This is a genomic window from Fictibacillus marinisediminis (genome assembly GCF_023149135.1).
Classification (GTDB): domain Bacteria; phylum Bacillota; class Bacilli; order Bacillales; family Fictibacillaceae; genus Fictibacillus_C; species Fictibacillus_C marinisediminis.
The window spans coordinates 1,237,804-1,255,311 of sequence record NZ_JAIWJX010000002.1 but is presented as its reverse complement, the minus strand read 5'-3'; the positions used below and the strand labels follow the sequence as shown (position 1 = coordinate 1,255,311).

Here is a 17,508-nt window from a genome sequence, read left to right as displayed (position 1 = left end):
TGCATTGACAAACATTGTGTTGGTTCCTTGATTGAGCCAGTTAAATCTGTAGATCTCCGAGCTTTCAACCGTAGGCGGTCCACCCAAGTCCTTTACTAGATTAGTAACAAATCTGATTTCTAAAACGGTTGATAACAAGAGAAATATTTTCCACTTCAGCCGCCAGAATACGTAACATCCACTCTCCAAATCATCCCTTTTGCCAGAGCAACGAACATTATTTATGATGTACATAGAAAGGATGATGAAAGAATGGAAGCTAAACACGTGAATACAGCGGAAGAACGAAAAGATGCCTTTAAGATTCGGAAAAAGGTGTTTGTCGAAGAACAAGGCGTTTCTCTTGAGGATGAATTTGATCAGCACGAGGATACCGCAGAGCATATTCTTGTAATGGACGGAGATCAACCCGTCGGTACTGGCAGATGGCGGATTGTTGATGGCGTGGCAAAATTCGAACGGATCTGCGTACTTCCCAGCCATCGCAAGTTCGGTGTTGGTAAAATCATCATCAGCACGCTTGAGGAAAGTGCGAGAGAAAAAGGGCTAACGTCTGCCAAACTGCATGGCCAGACCCAAGCAGAGCCCTTTTATGAAAAATTGGGTTATAAATCCGCATCCGGTGTATTTATTGAAGATGGCATCCCGCATATCATAATGAAGAAAAACCTTGGATAATCTTTTCCAAGGTTTTAACTTGTTAAAGGGGCTACTTCATGACTTTCAGAAAATCATCATTCTTTTCTTTAGGAATCATTGTTCTAACGCTTGGCATTTCCTTAACCATTCTTTCAAACTCCGGCACTTCTCCATATGACGCGCTTCTCGTTGGATCATTTAGAACCATCGGCCTCACGGTAGGCTCTTGGGAGATTATTATTGCCCTGTTGATGATCTTCTTAAATGCAGCTGCTAGCCGAACCAGGCCTGAATACCTGGCTTTACTGACTGCCTTGATTACTGGCGCTGGCATCGATTTCTGGCTATTCACTCTCGAAGGGTGGCTGAAACCAGTAACGTACTTCTCTCAATTTTCACTGCTCGCTTTAGGGATGGTGTTCATTGGTATCGGAACATCCCTATATTTACAAGCTGAATTTGCACCCATTCCTCTTGACCGGCTCATGCTCATCCTTCAAAAACAGGCCGGCTGGACGATCGCTGTCTCCCGGCTGGTCATCAGTGTTGTAATTCTCTTGCTCGCCTTTCTTCTCCACGGACCCATCGGCATCGGAACGATTTTAACCGCCTTCTTCAATGGAACCATACTTTCCTTTTTCATGCCCTATGCCATCAGACTGTATCAGACATAAATACCGCGTTTTCTTGTTCAACGAACCTATGCTTTAGAAAAGCTGCCAGTTGAAAATCTTCTCTTAATAGTCCCATCACGCACAAATTGTGAGACTCAGATGATAGCTACGCTCTTTTATTAACTTATTCCCCTTAACATAGGTGAATGGATTGGAGTTCAAAAGTTAGTTAGAGAAAACCTTCTACCTCCATATTAAAAGAGTATCCATAATGCTTTTTTTAAATGCCTCATAATTAAAGTGAACAGCCACACTATGTATTTTATACTCTGGGTTTGTTGTAAAACGCAAGTCGGCAATGCTTTGACCAAATCCCTCCCCCCGATCTGGTATTACTTTTATAGGAATTTTTGTAAGGCTAACAAAATTAGGATTTAACAGATACCAAATGGTCATAAAATCATGCATCGGACTTCCTTTTATGCCTGGATTAGATTGAGAGTAAAAATTGTAGTAGTAGTCCAACATCGGTTTAATGATGAGTCCTGCGGGGTCCTTTGTGTTTTGGTGAAATCTGTGGATGGTTTGAACCATTTCGGGAGTAACAAGTGCATACTGAGTGACGTTTAATGGGATAAGTGTCAAATTTTTCGCATGCTGCAAGACGAGGTTCGCTGCATAAGGATCAGAGTGAAAATTGGCTTCAGCTACGGCCGTTACATTTCCAGGAACAAAGAAGGCTCCTCCCATGCAGATATATTCCTTAACGTTTCTCATCTTTTCTAAATTAAGAACAAATGCGGTTGCTAATGAAGAAAGTCTTCCAAGGTTGATGATTGATAGATCCTCAATATTTGCATCAATGATCTGATAGATATCATTAAAAGGGAATACAGGATAAGGAATCTCGGGGGGAATGATTGGTCCTAATCCAACTTTTCCGTGTACTTCAGGAAAATACTGTACCGAAATACCCGTTAAAGGGACAGAAGCACCAAGAAATACGGGGACTTTTTCTTGTCCCATAATGAACTTTATATAATTAATATTCCTAATAACATCAACTCTGGATACATTACCATAATCAGCTACGATACCCAATATTTGCACTTCTTCTTTGCGGAAGAAAGCATATATGAGAGCAAAAGCATCGTCTATTCCCAAATCTGTAAAAAGAAGAACCTTTTTGGGCATACACATTCCTCCATTTCTCTAAATGTATATGACACCAAAGATCACCGATATGCTCCGTGGATAAGAGTATCCACAATAAATACCTGGAGAATTTCCTTCCTTCTTCTCTAAATAGCTTTCCTTTTAGTTCAATTAGAAAAAAACCGTAAAAAGGCGTCGATTAATTTGGAAGTCCATTTTTATTAAGAACTCACATATGCATTAGCATTCATTTCGGATATTCCAAACAGGATTCCCTGGTTATCTAAACAATAAGCAAAGTAACCCATATTTGGAATAGCTTTTTTAGGTACTACCACTCGTCCGCCATTTTCTGTAACCTTTTTTATGTATTCGTCTACTGAAGGCACTTCGATTGAATTCGTGGTTCTGGTTGCCCCGTCAGGAAAAAAGCTTTTAAAGAAATGGTTTGGCCTTGCCCCTATGATCAATAAAAACACATAGTAGATTGCCGTCATAACAGCAAGTGCCAGTTCAGTTTTTCCACTCCTAAACCGAGTTATTTTATCTCTTCCAAAAAAGTTGCTTACTGCTGATATTGAGATTGAATGTTCCCTAAGTCCTGCAGAAGCAGACCAATTTCCTCCTGGCTCAGTCTGATCGGCATTGCATCATAAAGAGTGATCACCTGGCCATCCAAATCACTTTGATGTTTCTGCAGATAACCGTAAAGTTTATTTAACTGGCTGACTGACAGTGTAGATTGTGTTGTAAGATGCTTCACTTGCTGAAGCGAAAACTCGTTCATTCCCTCATCAAATTCACCAGAGATAATGTTCCCGTTCATTTGCATGTATTCCACTCCCTTGCTTCATTTTTGTTAGTTTGCCCTTTGTCAAAAAATTTTCTCTTCTTTTTGTCACAGATGATGGCCTTTTCTCGTCTTGTTTGTAAAAGAGAAAGTGGTGATCTTATGAGAACATTTGAAACAGCGATCATTGGCGGAGGAATTGCAGGGTTAACAGCTGCTGTTTATTTAGCCAAAGACGGAATTTCAACTGTGGTCATTGAAAAAGGAAAACAACTGGGCGGCCGGGCGCAAACAGCCCAAAAAAATGGAGCCTATCTTAACCTTGGCGGGCATGCTCTCTATAAAGGTGGTGAGGCGGAAGCGATACTAAACGAGCTTGGGATTAAACCACCAGGAAGTGTGCCGGAAACGAAAGGCAGTGCCATTTGGAATCAATCTTTATATACGCTTCCGGGCAGTTTAAGCTCTCTGCTTTCCACCAGGCTTCTTTCTTGGCCAGGGAAAATGGAATTAGGAAAGCTTTTGGTCAAACTGAAAAAAATCGATGCTAAAACAATGGGAGATATGAGTTTGAGACAATGGGCAGAAGCTGAAATTAAAGATCCCATGGTCAGACACGTTTTTTACGCGTTATGCCGTACATCAACCTATTGCATTGGCCCGGATGAACAAAGAGCTGGTGCTGTAATACAACAGGTTTTGAGAGGCATGAACGGCGTCATTTATGTAGATGGCGGCTGGCAAACCATTATTGAAGAATTAAAAGAGATAGCGGTGAAAGCGGGCGTAACAATCCTCACTCATCAATCCGTCTCTTCTGTCCTAAAGAACGATTCTTTTACCCTCTCATTGTCTAATGGGGAAACGATTAATGCGCATTCTGTACTATCTACTGCAAGCCCGGAGCAAACGTTCAGACTGATAGAGGGAGCTGAAAATACGTCTCTTTCCGCCTGGAAGGAAAGGGCAAAACCGGTGTTTGCTGCTTGTCTTGATGTCTCGCTGCACACTCTTCCGAATCCGAACCAGCAGTTTGCGATTGGAGTGGATCAACACATTTTATTTTCCAATCATTCTAGAGCTGCCCGTTTAAGTGAAGACGGTTCAGTGGTCTGTCAGCTCATTAAATATTTGGGGACAGAACAGGAGAATAATGCAATAGAATGTAAACAGGAGCTGGAACATGTATTAGAGATGCTGCAGCCCGGCTGGAGAAAGGAACTGAAAGCCTATCAATTCCTTCCGCACATTGCCGTGATGCAAGATTCCTGTGCAATGAACCATCACTTTTCCTATGGCCCATCCGTCCCGGAAATTCCTGGATTATATATTGCAGGAGATGGCGCTGGCCATGGCGAAATGCTCGTAGATGCGGCCTTCGCAAGTGCAAAAAGAGCCGCATCAGCTATTGTTCAGGAAGCTGTGAACCGCGGAATTCAAAAGGAGGCATAACGTGAGTCCGATCGATACGGAAATGCTTTATACCACACATCGCCCACTTCTTTTTTCCTTGGCGTACCGAATGCTGGGCAGTGTACAGGACGCCGAGGACATCATCCAGGATACATTTATCGCATTAAATGGAACAGAGGCCGAGCACATTCAGAATATTAAAGCCTATCTATGCAAAATGGTAACCAACCGCTGTATCGACCGGCTGAAGTCTGCTCGAAAGAAAAGAGAACAGTATGTTGGAGAGTGGCTGCCTGAGCCGCTGCTTACAGAAAACACCCAAAGTGAAGATCCGGCCCATCAAATGTTCATGAAAGAATCAGTATCCATGGCTTACTTGCTTCTGCTTCAGCAGTTGTCGGAAACAGAGCGAGCGGTGTTTCTCCTTAAGGAAGTCTTACAATACAGTTATGAGGATATTGCCGAAATGGTTGGCAAAAGCAGCACGAATTGCCGGCAGATCTTTCATCGGGCGAAGAAAAGCATCGGAAGTCCTTCTGAAGAAAAGAAAATAACGAAAAAAGGAGCGTCACTCACCGAACAGTTCTTTCGTGCACTCACTTCCGGAGATACCGATACTTTGCTCAGCCTGTTGTCAGTTGACGCTACCCTGATCACAGACGGAGGCGGAAAAATAAAAGCCGCTATCTTCCCGATCCTTGGAGCAGACCGCATTTCACGCTTTTACCAAGGCATTTTGCCAAAGCTTCCGAAAGATGTCAGCTATACCTTTACTACGGTAAACAGCGAGCCTGGAATGATTTTAACGGTTGGCGGGCGTGTCTATGCTGTCATGTCCCTTCATATTGAGAATAATAGAATTCAAAACATCTACTCGATCATGAATCCCGATAAACTTACTCATATCTCTGCCTAAAAAAAAGACTGCTTTCTCACAAGAGAGCAGTCTTTTTATCCTGAGCAGCTCATTGAATCGCTTCGTCCCTTCTTGTTCGAGTTCCCGAACAGCGAACACCCGGAGAATAATTTTGAATTCTGGTAGACGGGTATGTTCCACTTTGCTGTCCAGGAGCCTGATGTTGAAGGCCTTGCGATAAAAAATTTTTGGAGCAAGGCACCAGCGAATGCCGATCCGCGAATATTACCCGGGTGAGAAACCGTACCGGATGATGTATGGTGAAGATCCGTTCGGTTTATTGATAGATATCTACAGCCACAGCTATGAACTGACCCATTCTGCAGGAGCATATTGATTTTTGATGAGGACCTATAATGAGGTCCTCTATTGTTGTCAGGATTACAGTTTATGTTCATACTAACAAGGTATACTAAAACAACTTCCGAACCGGGAGAACACGTGGAGGATTTACTTGAATAAGAAACTGAAGCTTGTCCTTATCATTTTGTTAGTCTTGCTAGTTGTCTATGCCGGCGGCTTTTTCATCTGGACACAAAAGACCTTTAAACCTACGGCTCAATTGAACCAATTAGTGGATGTGAAAAATGAGGTCCAGCATAAAGACGGCCTTTATATTTTCAAACCGAAAAACAAGGAACCAAGGGATGGTGTGATTTTTTACCCTGGAGCTAAAGTTGAACCAACCGCCTATTCCTACTGGGCGAAAAAGGTAGCTGATGCCGGTTATCTCGTTGTCATACCGGAAATGCCGCTGAACCTGGCTCTACTCGGCAAAAACAAAGCCGAAGAGGCGATGAAAGCTGATCCTGATATTAAGAAATGGTATATCGCTGGCCATTCACTGGGCGGATCAGCAGCTTCCGCTTATGCCTTGAAACACCCACATAAGATTAAAGGTATGATCTTCCTTGGTTCTTATACAACGGAAGGTTCAAATTTATCGAATGCCCACTTCCCTCTTCTTTCTATCTATGGAGAACGAGACGGCTTGAGCACAAAAGCAAAGATCAGCGGCTACAAATCGTTTAATCCGGCTGACACCACCTACTATGAAATCAAAGGCGGGAATAATGCCCAGTTTGGCATGTATGGTCCTCAAGCCGGTGACAAAAAAGCAGGTATCTCCAACAAGAAACAGCAGGATCAGGTGATCAAAGAAATCCTATCCTGGCTCAATAAAGAAAACCGGCACTAGTCACAGTGCTGGTTTTTTCATGTGGTTATTGTACAGAACAAGATCCGCCTGTTGATTCGGCCTTACGGTTTTAAGATAATAATCTTCCGCCGGCCAATATCGATTTTGGAATTTCATAATGTTTTGCTGCGTTCTTTCACTTTCCCGCAGAAATCTTGTCTCTTTCGGGCAATCCAAATAGACGAGATAATCAAAGAACGGTCTCCATTCTTCCCTTTGAAGAAATACGCCTTCGATGATGATGAGGCAGGTTTCTGGAAGCTGAACTTCCTTAAGGCTGAGGGTATTGGAATCGTTATTATAAAATGGGACCTCAAGCCGTCTGCCGGTTTTTAATCGGCTAAATATGCTTCGAGTAAGCTCCTTTACATCCCACTGAAGATGATAATACTCAGCCCACTCCTCCCGGCCGGTGTGATAGCGTAATTCCCTTTCCACGATGTGATTGTCAATATGAATCAAAAAGTGTGAAACTTCATTTTGAATGAGATGGTGTTGTAAATCTTTTGCCAAGGTGCTTTTTCCTGAGCGGCTTAGCCCATCGATTCCAAGGATGAAGCGCTGGCCTGTTTTTAGCTTTGGGATTTTTTTGATGATAGAAGATATATTTATCTGCATGCTTTTTACACTCTTTCACTATTATCTTTGTTATAAAAATTTTCAGCTGTAAAAATCGGCCAATTCCAAAAAGCTGCTCCTTCATGCAAAACAAGAAAGGCTTTATAATCAACGGGCAGAGTAAGTCCATGCTTTTTCTCAAATGCTTCATTCTTCTTGTGATCTGCTGGAGGATTAAATGTACAGCTAACTGTAGATACTGATTCTTCCTCAGAAATTGTCTTCATTTCGTTTCTTGTACAAATGGCTCCATAAACTCTCCTTAATCGTCTTCGATTCAACTCTAGGTGCCAGGCACCTGAATTACACACTTGTGTAATTGGGGTGCCTGGCACCATGTCACGCTAGGGTCAGCTGCCAAGATACGCCGAACTTGTCCGATGTCCAGCCAAACTTCCTGCTAAATGGATAGGAGCCTAGCGGCATTAAGACTTGTCCGTCCTCTGACAATTTCTGAAATACTCTATCAATCTCTTCTTCTGTATCACAGGTTACATACATAGAGATTGAAGGTGTAAAGGTAAATTCATGCTTCACACTGCTGTCGATACAGAGAAACCGCTGCCCGTTTAAGCTGAACTCCGCCTTCATTACTGAACCTTCTGCTCCTCCCTCATTTGCACCGTATCGAGTAATCTTTGTAATCTCTGAATCATCAAAGAGTGAAACATAAAAGTTCATCGCTTCCTCTGCTTGGCCTTCGAACATTAAAAAAGGTGTTACTTTGGACATTTCCACTCAACTCCCTGCATATTTAAATTAACGATCACTTTAATCCACAACCTGCATGCTTATGTATAATAGTAATAGATGACTTTCTACTAAGTTAAGTGAGGAGTAACGAATAATGATAGATTTACGCTATCCGGTTGGCTTATTTGCACTAGATCAAGACATTACAGCGAAAAAGATTGAAGAATGGATCCATGACATTGAGTCAGCGCCTAATCAACTGAAAGAAGCAGTTAACGATCTTACAGAAGAACAATTGGATACTCCTTATCGTCCTGGAGGCTGGACAGTAAGGCAGGTTGTCCATCACTTGCCTGATAGCCACCTTAACAGCTATACACGCTTTAAACTGGCGCTCACAGAAGAGAATCCAGTCATCAGGCCTTACAAGGAAGATCAATGGGCCGAGCTGCCTGATTCTATACTCCCGATTGCGGTTTCCATTCAATTGCTGGAAGCTCTCCACGAACGCTGGATCGTACTGCTTAAATCGTTAACCACTGCTGATCTTGAAAAGACATTCACTCATCCCGATTCCGGAGTTGTAACACTAGCGCAGAACATCGGGTTGTATTCCTGGCATAGCCGTCATCATATCGCTCATATCACGTCGCTCCGCCAGCGGTCAGGCTGGTAAATAAATGGCCAATGGTTCATGCGTTGGCTTTTTCTTCTATAAATCAATCCAATATTCCCGAGTCTTTTTTCTATGGTTTGTCAGTGTTATTTTCCGAAGTTCGATCATATGTGCTTCCCTCACTCTTTTACTATGCCAAAAACAAACCCATCGTAGCCTTTGCTTCCTACCGTCTGCATCGCTGTCGCTTCGATCCTTGGCTCATTGGCCAACAGGTCCATCAATGCTCGTGAACCCAGCACACTGGAATCCTGACTGTTGCCATCCACTACTTCTCCGTCACGCACTACGTTGTCCCCAATGATTACTGTACCTGGCTTGGAAAGCATAAGTGCCCATTTTAAGTAGTTTGGGTTGTTTGGCTTATCTGCATCAATAAAAATAAAGTCAAAAAAAGAGAATCCTTTTTCCTTAAGCGTTGGCAAAGATTCAAGGGCAGGACCTACAAGAACTTCAATTTTGTGGTCCATTCCTGCTTTCCTGATGTTCTCTCTTGCTACATCTGCATGCTTTTGGCTGTATTCCAAGGTAATGAGACGTCCGTCTTCCGGCAGCGCACGTGCCATCCAAATACTGCTGTAGCCGCCAAGCGTACCAATTTCAAGGATGTGTTTTGCTCCTTTTAGCTTGGTCAGCAGATAAAGAAACTTCCCTTGACTGGGTGAGACATCAATTGACGGTAAACCTGCCTCACTGTTGGCTTTCAGAACATAGTCCAAATCCGGATCAGCTCCATGAAGCTTTGAGCTGAAATAAGCATCGACAATACTCCACGTTTCCTCCATTGCGCTCTCTCCTTTTATCCCATTCTATATCTACAAATCTTTACTTTCGCTGTCATCCTTGCTTTTCCTTCTGCATGAGCGATATGTTACCAGCCATTGGCTGGCATTTATCCCAGCCATTGCTGCGGAATCACTTTTCCATTAAAAAGAAGACTGCTTCATGCAGCCTTCTTAATTGTAATTCTTGGATTCTATCACTTTGACCAGCCGGATCAGCCAATAGAGGGCAATCCAGGGAAGAATATAGGCCGTTAAAAAGGGAACAACATGATAAAAAGCAAAATGAGCATCTATCCCCATTCTCTGAAGAGCAAAAATCACAATGACAAAACCTAAAATAACAAGAATTATGGTCTTAGCATTTCTGCTCACTGCCATGCATCCACCTCCTATTGCTTAATTGAAACTATTGAATGATCATGGATTGCGTTTCTCGCAGCCATTTATCAACTCCTTTTTTGGGGAAATACACCGTGCTCCCCACTTTAATAAATGGAAGCTCACTCTCAAGGTCATCTCCGCTATCTAGTTGAGGACCCAGTTTCTTAACTTCTTCTGCAGTTAACCCTAGATATCCCGCTAACTCCGACTGTGTTAATAGTTGCTTTTGAGCAGTTTCCCCGGTTGTTGTATGGATTGCTTTGGGGCTGCTAAGTGCGTCAGATATAAACCAGCTTCCCGCTGTGATTCCTATGGCTAAACAAATAATAGACAATGCAACTGAATAATTTTTCATGCCCGCCCCTACCCTCCAACTTTAAAAACTTTATGCATCCTTTCATTTTAACTATACAATCATTTGGAAAATTTTACTATAAAAGTTGGGGATTAAGATCTTAAAAAGTTATTGATTACTTCTGTATAACGTTTCGGCTCTTCCACGCTCGGCGCATGCCCGGATTTCTCAAACTCCTCGAAGCATGATTTCTGAATCAGACTGGCCACTTCTTTTCCATCCTTTGGAGGATTCAAACCGTCATATTTCCCACTGATCAAAAGGGTATTCGCAGTGATCTTATGTAATTCCGGACGGAAATCAAAGTTTTCCAGGGCTCTGTTGGCAGCCTCCTGCTGTTCGAAAGTCAGCACAGGGACATTAACCGCAAGCTTTTGAGACCATTCACCCACCGCCTGCAGGTCATGAAAAATATATTTTGAGAGAGCATACATTTGTTCCTCTTGCGTAAGACCCTTCACTTCATCTGCATGTTCAGCCAGGAGCCTTGCTGTTGACGAGGTTTTCCCAAACGCCTTGGCAACAACCAGAATCAGCTTCTCCACACGTTCTGGCACAGCAATCGCCACCCCTTGAGCAACGTAACTGCCCATGGAAGCTCCCAAAATGTTTGTTTTTTTAATTAGCAGGTGATCCATTAAGCCGATCACATCCTGAATATGATCTTCCATCGTATACTGAGGAACTTTTTCCGACTTGCCATGCCCTCTTGAATCAAGGGCAATGACACGATAGTGTGCTTTTAATTGTTCAATTTCATGGCCGAACATCTGATGATCACCGCCAAGCCCATGCAATAGAATAAAGGGATGGCCGCTTCCATACTCTTCGTAATACAGTTGAATTCCGTTTATCTTTGCTTCTGGCATCTCGATTCCTCCTCTTTTTACAGAACGATACTTTCCATTATAATCCACTTATCTTTCTGAACAGAACGTTATTTTAGCAGAGACAGAAAACCCAATGGATGGTTTGGGTCGTTACTTGCGGGTTTAAGCGGGTTTACTTGCGGCTTTGGCCCGTTTACTTGCGGTTCGACAGAGTTTACTTGCGATTTCACAGCCGTTACTTGCGGTTCGACAAGGATTACTTGCATATCACGTCATTTTCATAAAAGAACATACAATAAAGCACCGCTGGAATCAATCCAGCAGTGCCTCGTTATTAGCAACAATCATATTTCTATAGCATCAAAATTTCCCGAATATCTTCTTCAGTAAGGGACGAAGCCGGCTTCTCCCCAACGCCAATAATCTCTTCAATGAGATCCTTCTTTTTCTCTTGCAATTCATTCATTTTTTCTTCGATTGTACCTCGGGTAACGAGTTTGATGACCTGTACAGCATTGGTCTGCCCCATCCGATGGGCACGGTCAGCTGCCTGGTCCTCGACAGCAGGGTTCCACCATATATCATAAAGAATGACTGTATCAGCACCTGTCAAGTTAAGGCCCGTCCCTCCCGCTTTCAAGGAAATGAGAAATAGATCACGTTCACCTGAATTGAATTGATTGCATAGCTCTACCCGTTCCATGGAGGGAGTTTGTCCATCCAGATAGAAAAAAGGAAGGCCTTGGTTCGCTAATTCCCTTCCTATAAACTCCAGCATTTTCGTAAATTGAGAGAAGATCAGCACCCTTCTTCCAGATAGCTTGGATTCCTCTACAATCTGCATGAGCTGCTTGAATTTCCCTGATGTCCCTTTGTAACTGTCTACAAATAAAGCCGGATGGCAGCAAATCTGCCGTAAACGCGTCAAACCAGCAAGGATTTTGATGCGATTTTTCCGAAGTGTATCTTTGTCCAGATGCTTTAGTGTGTCGTGCCTCAGCTTCGCCAAATAGGCTGCATACAGTTTCTTCTGTTCAGGAAGCAATGCCACCGATTCCATGGACTCTGTTTTTTCAGGAAGCTCCATCAGTACATCCTCTTTTAACCTCCGCAGCAAGAATGGAGAGATTCTTCGTGTAATGGTTTTCTTTGGAAGATTACTAAATTCCTTTAATCCTCGCAATAGCTCAGGAAAGACAACATGAAAGATCGACCACAGTTCTTCCAGCGAATTCTCCACTGGTGTACCTGTAAGCGCGAATCGATGATTTGCCTGGATCTTCTTCACAGCTCGTGCTGTTTGCGTCACAGGATTTTTAAAAGCCTGTGCCTCATCAAAAAATACCGTGTGAAAAGCTTGTTTCTCATACCACCCGATGTCCTTGCGCAACAAGGGATAAGAGGTGATGATAACATCATGATCCAATGCTTCCTTAATGAATGCTAATCTCTCTGCTTTACCGCCATCAACCACCACAGATTGTATGTCCGGAGCGAATTTTTTCATTTCACTCAGCCAGTTGTACGTTAAAGAAGACGGGCAGACAATTAAGACCGGAGACTTCTTTTCACGAATATTCTGAAGCACCGATACGATGAATGTGATGCTTTGCAGCGTTTTTCCCAATCCCATATCATCAGCAAGGATCCCGCCAAATCCATAGCTGGCAAGTGTTTTCATCCATTGGTATCCTTGTACTTGATAATCTCGCAAGATCGGTTCCAAGTTTACAGGGACCTCGAATGCCAAGCTGCCCGGATTTTGCAGGTTTTCCAAGAATTGAAGGAAGGATTTCTCCAAATCAAACGTACGATCCTCAGCAGTATCAAGCATTTGCATTCCCTGAATGAAAGGTAGATTGAGGCCATTTTCCAGATCATGATTTGGAACAGGCAAGGCATACAGAAAACGTTGAATTTCTTCAAATTCCCTAGTTTCTAAAGAAAGCAGCGAGCCGTTTCTCAAACGGAAATATTTTCTTTTCTCCTCGAGTGCTAAAAGAACATCTCGTATTTGTCCTTCAGGAATACCATCGATATCAAATTTGAATTCCAGCCAATTGGTCCGTTCTTTTTTGAGCTTTACTCTAATCTGCGGCCGTGCATTCTCTCTGAAAATACGATTTCTCACAGAGGTGGTTGCATAGATTTGGGCGATCTTTTGAAGTTTAGGAACAACATCATATAAAAACTCATATTCCAGCTCTTCATTATGCAAAAAATATCCGCCATCTGTCTTGGCAAACGAGCTTTCCTCCATTAGCCTGAGTATCATTTCCTCTTTCTCCACATCTCTGATAAGTTTGGAGTTTTCCTGAAGATCACGCCTGACCAATGGATCAATGACGATATTATCATAATGAAACTCCAGCCCGGCAAGGAGTCGATTCTTTACACGATCCAAATATAGTTTTGCCGTTAACGGTATCTTGGCAAATTGCTCGGTGATCGCACGAGATACGTGAACTTCCCCGAGGCGTTTCAAGCCTGGAATGACTTTTTCTAAAAAAATCCCCATCTGCTTCTGAGAAATCGGGATGACATTCGTTCTTGATGCATCCAGCATTCGTTTCAGTTCTGAAAGGCGTGAGCAGTCATCACTTTTTAACTGAAACAGTTTTCCTGCTGAAAGGACAGAGCGATAGGAATGCAACACGACCATCTGCTTTAGTCCTTCAATCTTCAAATGATAGCTATTTCCTTGCGCCTCTCCAAAGTCAAACTGTAGAGACAGCGGTTCTTTCGATGTCCGAAACCTTCTATACGTGTTGCCATACTCCAGCTTTACCCATGGTGCTTTCTCAAGCAAAGGCAGCAGCATGTCCCAAGAAGAAGGGGAGATAAATAAGGTGTTGTTATGAGTAACCTCATTCGGCCGGTCTAACAGTTCATCGATATATACCTGTTCATCATGCATGGCTTTTATAAGCTGTTGAAGTACAGCATCGTTTTCCATTTGAAAGCAATGGAGGCACGGATCAAATGTGAATGAAAGGGAAAGCGGGCTGGTATTCCCTTCTTCCACACGTTGAAGAAAGTCCCGGATGTGCTGCACTTTAACCGGACCGATTTTCACCTCTAGGCCTAAAACGGTTTGTCCTTTGCTTACCTCCACGGGTTTGCAGGTAAACTCCACATCAAGCACTTGCCTTTTTTCAAAATGAAGCTGATGCCTGCTTGATCGCTTGTGCTGATCATTAAAAAGTGTCAGAAAATCTTCTGTCAGTTCTTGATTTTCCAGAGATTCAGAAAGATGTCGACCGGAAATCAGAGGAGCTGTCCCTTGTTGCTGGTGATGGTAAATCGCCAGTAAAACGGCTGCAACGTGCTGACAATCCTTTTGAAATGAAGCCAGTGTCGGACAGCTGCACTCCGACCGAAAGCCTCCGTTCATATCCCGTTCAATGGTGACATGAAATTCCTGTGTTCCTGTAACTGCTGCTTTACAAGCATCCATATTGTAACTTTCAAAGTACACTTTATCCGCTCGATAAAAAGAGTCTCCTTTTTTGAAGGAGACCGTACCGCACTTTTCTTTGATGATGCTGTGGTTGAGTTTGATATTCAAATGTTTTGGCTCCTTACTCAGGATGTTTCGACTCTGCTAGTTATATGATAGTAAAAATCCCGAAAATATGCGAGGTTTTATAAAATCAATGACTCCACCTACCTATGAGATGATAAAATGGTTTTTTGTTTGTATCATCATCCTGTCCATTGGTACAATAAAAAAAGAGCTAATCAATCTAGCTCCTCTCCTGCAACACTGCTATTCCCCCATAGCTCAATAAAGATAACCTAATAAATCAAGATTCCCTTCCCTCCAATTTGTCATACCGACTTGCTTAATCATTAATTCATCAATGTGTTCAGTACCTATACCATTTGTAACTTGGGTTTCATGATTAATTTGCATCCATTTGCATTTGTTTCTAACTGGTTGATATCCATTTCTTAAATATAAGTTCATGTTATCTGCAAATAAGAGTATAAAATCAATATCGCGTCCCTGAGAAAACCTATCAATTTCTAAAAGCAGCCTCGAACCAATACCCTGTGAGCGGGCGTTTTGCGAAACACACAAATCAATTACACCGAGTATTTTTAGGGGCTTTCCGTTTAAATTCATCACTCTGTAATCCAGTCCGACATGTCCTATGAGTTGACTTTCCTCATTAAAAGCTAGAAATCTAAAATGCGGTAACTGCTTAAAGTAAATTCTATTCGTTGGATAGACATCTGGAAAACTGCCATTTAATAATTCTTGTATACGCACCGAAAGCTCATTACTAATATCATATTCAAATACTTTATCTATTTTCAAGTTACCTCTCCCATACCAATATTTTCGTAATAACAATTCTACAAATTGCTCCCTCATACCTTCTTCTCCTAAGCAGCCGGTTAATGATTGGTGCTTCTCATCGTATATGGGGGAATCCGTCAACTCTTACGACATAAGGGCCTAAACGACAGAAAGTATTATGCAGCCCTTGTCATCACAAGGGATTTTAGTCAAAAACAGATCTCTATGCATTCCCCTTCTTCATCCACGATTCAAATCTTAGTCAATCAGGGGACGAACAGTTCTGCTTCCGCTATTGCAGGCCAGATGCTAAATGGAGTCGTAGAAAAGGAACCGATCAAAAAAGACGTGGTCAATGTCAATGCATTCGGAACCCACAGCGCAAATGGCAACGCCCCTGTTTCCATGTTTCAGCCATTACGGATGGCAAGCTTGATTGGAGCGATGCTTCTTTACACTGTCATGAGCAATACCGTTTTTAATACCCGAAAGGAAAAGCTGCTGGCCGTCACGAAACAGTTGATTACAGGAGTGTTGTTCGCAATCTTGGCAGCATTTGGGATCACCTGGTTTAAAAATCAAACAGTAATTCTGAAAGGAGACGATGATATGAATCCTCAAGTCTTGATTGTCGGGGCAGGTCCAACAGGGCTTGTCCTGGCCCTTCAGCTCTCAAAAATGGGGATTCCATTCCGCATTATTGAAAAACATTCCGGACCTGGTGAAGCATCTCGAGCATTGGTCGTCCATGCAAGGATTTTAGAGTTTTACCGTCAATTGGGCATTGCGGACGAAGTGGTAAGCCTCGGCATCCCGATGAAATCTGTTTATCTTCGTGAAGGAACGAAAGAAAAAGCAGAATTCAAGTTCAGCGATCTTGGGAAGGACATCAGCCCTTTTCCTTTTGCCTTAAGTTTTCCTCAGGATGTCAACGAACAATTTCTAGTGGAACAGCTTAAAAAGGCTGGTGTCACCATTGAGTGGAACACCGAGCTGGGTTCTTTTACGGATGACAGCGAAGGAGTCCGCACCGTTTTGAAGAAAGACGGTATGGAGGAAGCCGCTGAATTCCACTATTTATGCGGATGTGACGGCGCCCACAGTACCGTACGAAAAGGGTTGGGCTTCGACTTTGCCGGAGGAACGTACGAACAGCTTTTTTATGTGGCTGATGTGGAGTCATCAAATAAAGAAACACAGGACCGCTCACTAAAAGTACATCTCAGTGAAAGGGGGTTCTGTTTGTATATGCCGGTCAGAAGTACGGCAATGATCAGACTGATCGGCATCATCCCCCGTGAGCTTGAGCAGTCCACGTCAATTACATTCGATGAGATCCAGCCTTACGCTGAAAATCAGATTGGTTTAAAAGTTGATAAAGTCAATTGGTTCTCAACCTATCATGTTCATCATCGGGTCAGTGAGCATTTTAGAAAGGGCCGCTGCTTTATAGCTGGAGATGCCGGCCATATTCATAGTCCTGCAGGCGGACAGGGGATGAACACCGGTATTGGGGATGCGGTTAATCTATCGTGGAAGGTTGCATGGGTTCTGAAAGGCAAGGCAGAACCTGAGATCCTTGAGACGTATGAAACAGAACGGATCGCCTTTGCCCGCACACTCGTTTCAACAACCGACCGTGCCTTTCAAATGATAGTAGGACGCAATACTCGTAACCGGCTGTTCCGTACGGTGTTGATTCCCTATGTCGCTCCATTGCTGCTTGGTTTCACTGCCGCACGCAGGGCTGCCTTTAATACCGTATCACAAACACGGATCGAATACCGGGACAGCGCACTGAGCATGGGAAAAGCAGGAAAAATCCACGGAGGCGACCGCTTGCCCTGGATTCAGACAGAGAGCGGCAACAATTTCGATCCGCTGAAAACAATGGACTGGCAGATTCATGTATACGGTGAAATTCATGCGGATATTCGGGAATATGGTAAAAGCGCTGGCTTTGCGATTCATACCTTTGTGTGGCAGCCTGGAATGGAGGATGTTGGCCTTAAAAAGGATTCCTTATATGCTGTCCGGCCGGATGGATACGTCGCTCTTGCGGATGATACCCAAAACATAGAGAAACTGAAGCACTTTTTTGAGAAGTTCAGGATTCGTCCCTTAATGTCGATATAAAAA

At 43.0% G+C, this 17,508-nt stretch carries 18 protein-coding genes and 2 pseudogenes; 8 read left to right on the top strand and 12 right to left on the bottom strand.

Translation table 11 applies throughout. The annotated features are described in order from the left end of the window. The first annotated feature begins 252 nt into the window (after nt 1-252). Nucleotides 253-678, top strand: coding sequence for a GNAT family N-acetyltransferase (locus LCY76_RS06885; protein WP_248252014.1), 426 nt, complete (start codon nt 253-255; stop codon nt 676-678). Nucleotides 679-716: 38 nt separating this feature from the next. Next, a complete protein-coding gene (locus LCY76_RS06880; RefSeq protein ID WP_248252013.1) occupies nt 717-1,313 on the top strand; it encodes a YczE/YyaS/YitT family protein in 597 nt (198 codons plus the stop codon). Nucleotides 1,314-1,496: 183 nt separating this feature from the next. Here LCY76_RS06880 and LCY76_RS06875 read toward each other — a convergent pair whose 3' ends face one another. The 3 genes and pseudogenes from LCY76_RS06875 to LCY76_RS06865 all read right to left on the bottom strand — a co-directional run bounded on the left by LCY76_RS06875 (nt 1,497) and on the right by LCY76_RS06865 (nt 3,240). After that, nucleotides 1,497-2,447 carry a nucleoside hydrolase gene (locus LCY76_RS06875; RefSeq protein ID WP_248252012.1) on the bottom strand — a complete coding sequence of 317 codons (951 nt, stop codon included), beginning with the start codon at nt 2,445-2,447 and terminating at the stop codon, nt 1,497-1,499. 182 nt (nt 2,448-2,629) lie between these two features. Further along, nucleotides 2,630-2,833, bottom strand: a pseudogene (locus tag LCY76_RS06870) (VOC family protein); the annotation flags it as partial. A gap of 140 nt (nt 2,834-2,973) precedes the next feature. Further along, on the bottom strand, nt 2,974-3,240 hold the full coding sequence (locus LCY76_RS06865) for a hypothetical protein (protein ID WP_248252011.1): 267 nt from the start codon (nt 3,238-3,240) through the stop codon (nt 2,974-2,976). A 120-nt stretch (nt 3,241-3,360) separates the two neighbouring features. Between LCY76_RS06865 and LCY76_RS06860 the strand changes: the two genes are divergently transcribed. The 4 genes and pseudogenes from LCY76_RS06860 (at nt 3,361) to LCY76_RS06845 (ending at nt 6,725) form a co-directional block, all read left to right on the top strand. Beyond that, entirely contained in the window at nt 3,361-4,650 is a 1,290-nt protein-coding gene (locus tag LCY76_RS06860; RefSeq protein ID WP_248252010.1) for a phytoene desaturase family protein, read from the top strand. A gap of 10 nt (nt 4,651-4,660) precedes the next feature. After that, nucleotides 4,661-5,527 carry an RNA polymerase sigma-70 factor gene (locus LCY76_RS06855; protein ID WP_248254614.1) on the top strand — a complete coding sequence of 289 codons (867 nt, stop codon included), beginning with the start codon at nt 4,661-4,663 and terminating at the stop codon, nt 5,525-5,527. Nucleotides 5,528-5,599: 72 nt separating this feature from the next. Then, nucleotides 5,600-5,864: pseudogene (locus tag LCY76_RS06850) on the top strand (VOC family protein); the annotation flags it as partial. A 117-nt stretch (nt 5,865-5,981) separates the two neighbouring features. Next, nucleotides 5,982-6,725 carry an alpha/beta fold hydrolase gene (locus tag LCY76_RS06845; RefSeq protein WP_248252009.1) on the top strand — a complete coding sequence of 248 codons (744 nt, stop codon included), beginning with the start codon at nt 5,982-5,984 and terminating at the stop codon, nt 6,723-6,725. Here LCY76_RS06845 and LCY76_RS06840 read toward each other — a convergent pair whose 3' ends face one another. The 3 genes from LCY76_RS06840 to LCY76_RS06830 all read right to left on the bottom strand — a co-directional run bounded on the left by LCY76_RS06840 (nt 6,726) and on the right by LCY76_RS06830 (nt 8,075). Then, nucleotides 6,726-7,343 (bottom strand): kinase, encoded by a 618-nt coding sequence (locus LCY76_RS06840; RefSeq protein ID WP_248252008.1) that lies wholly within the window; start codon nt 7,341-7,343, stop codon nt 6,726-6,728. Nucleotides 7,344-7,348: 5 nt separating this feature from the next. After that, entirely contained in the window at nt 7,349-7,570 is a 222-nt protein-coding gene (locus LCY76_RS06835; RefSeq protein ID WP_248252007.1) for an SMI1/KNR4 family protein, read from the bottom strand. 112 nt (nt 7,571-7,682) lie between these two features. After that, nucleotides 7,683-8,075, bottom strand: coding sequence for a VOC family protein (locus tag LCY76_RS06830; protein WP_062239352.1), 393 nt, complete (start codon nt 8,073-8,075; stop codon nt 7,683-7,685). A 115-nt stretch (nt 8,076-8,190) separates the two neighbouring features. On the opposite strand from LCY76_RS06830, the gene LCY76_RS06825 reads away from it, so the two are divergent. Continuing rightward, nucleotides 8,191-8,712 (top strand): YfiT family bacillithiol transferase, encoded by a 522-nt coding sequence (locus LCY76_RS06825; protein ID WP_248252006.1) that lies wholly within the window; start codon nt 8,191-8,193, stop codon nt 8,710-8,712. A gap of 119 nt (nt 8,713-8,831) precedes the next feature. Here LCY76_RS06825 and LCY76_RS06820 read toward each other — a convergent pair whose 3' ends face one another. The 6 genes from LCY76_RS06820 to LCY76_RS06795 form a co-directional block, all read right to left on the bottom strand. After that, nucleotides 8,832-9,497, bottom strand: coding sequence for an O-methyltransferase (locus LCY76_RS06820; protein ID WP_248252005.1), 666 nt, complete (start codon nt 9,495-9,497; stop codon nt 8,832-8,834). 171 nt (nt 9,498-9,668) lie between these two features. After that, nucleotides 9,669-9,875, bottom strand: a complete 207-nt coding sequence (locus LCY76_RS06815) for a hypothetical protein (protein ID WP_248252004.1) — start codon at nt 9,873-9,875, stop codon at nt 9,669-9,671. Nucleotides 9,876-9,903: 28 nt separating this feature from the next. Beyond that, nucleotides 9,904-10,233, bottom strand: coding sequence for a helix-turn-helix domain-containing protein (locus tag LCY76_RS06810; protein WP_248252003.1), 330 nt, complete (start codon nt 10,231-10,233; stop codon nt 9,904-9,906). Nucleotides 10,234-10,325: 92 nt separating this feature from the next. Then, nucleotides 10,326-11,102: an alpha/beta fold hydrolase gene (locus LCY76_RS06805; protein ID WP_248252002.1), complete on the bottom strand. Its 777-nt coding sequence runs from the start codon at nt 11,100-11,102 to the stop codon at nt 10,326-10,328. Between the two features lie 313 nt (nt 11,103-11,415). Next, a complete protein-coding gene (locus LCY76_RS06800; protein WP_248252001.1) occupies nt 11,416-14,631 on the bottom strand; it encodes a DEAD/DEAH box helicase in 3,216 nt (1,071 codons plus the stop codon). Nucleotides 14,632-14,847: 216 nt separating this feature from the next. Next, nucleotides 14,848-15,444, bottom strand: a complete 597-nt coding sequence (locus LCY76_RS06795) for a GNAT family N-acetyltransferase (RefSeq protein WP_248252000.1) — start codon at nt 15,442-15,444, stop codon at nt 14,848-14,850. A gap of 33 nt (nt 15,445-15,477) precedes the next feature. Between LCY76_RS06795 and LCY76_RS06790 the strand changes: the two genes are divergently transcribed. Further along, nucleotides 15,478-17,505, top strand: coding sequence for an FAD-dependent monooxygenase (locus LCY76_RS06790; RefSeq protein ID WP_336606277.1), 2,028 nt, complete (start codon nt 15,478-15,480; stop codon nt 17,503-17,505). Nucleotides 17,506-17,508: the final 3 nt, after the last annotated feature.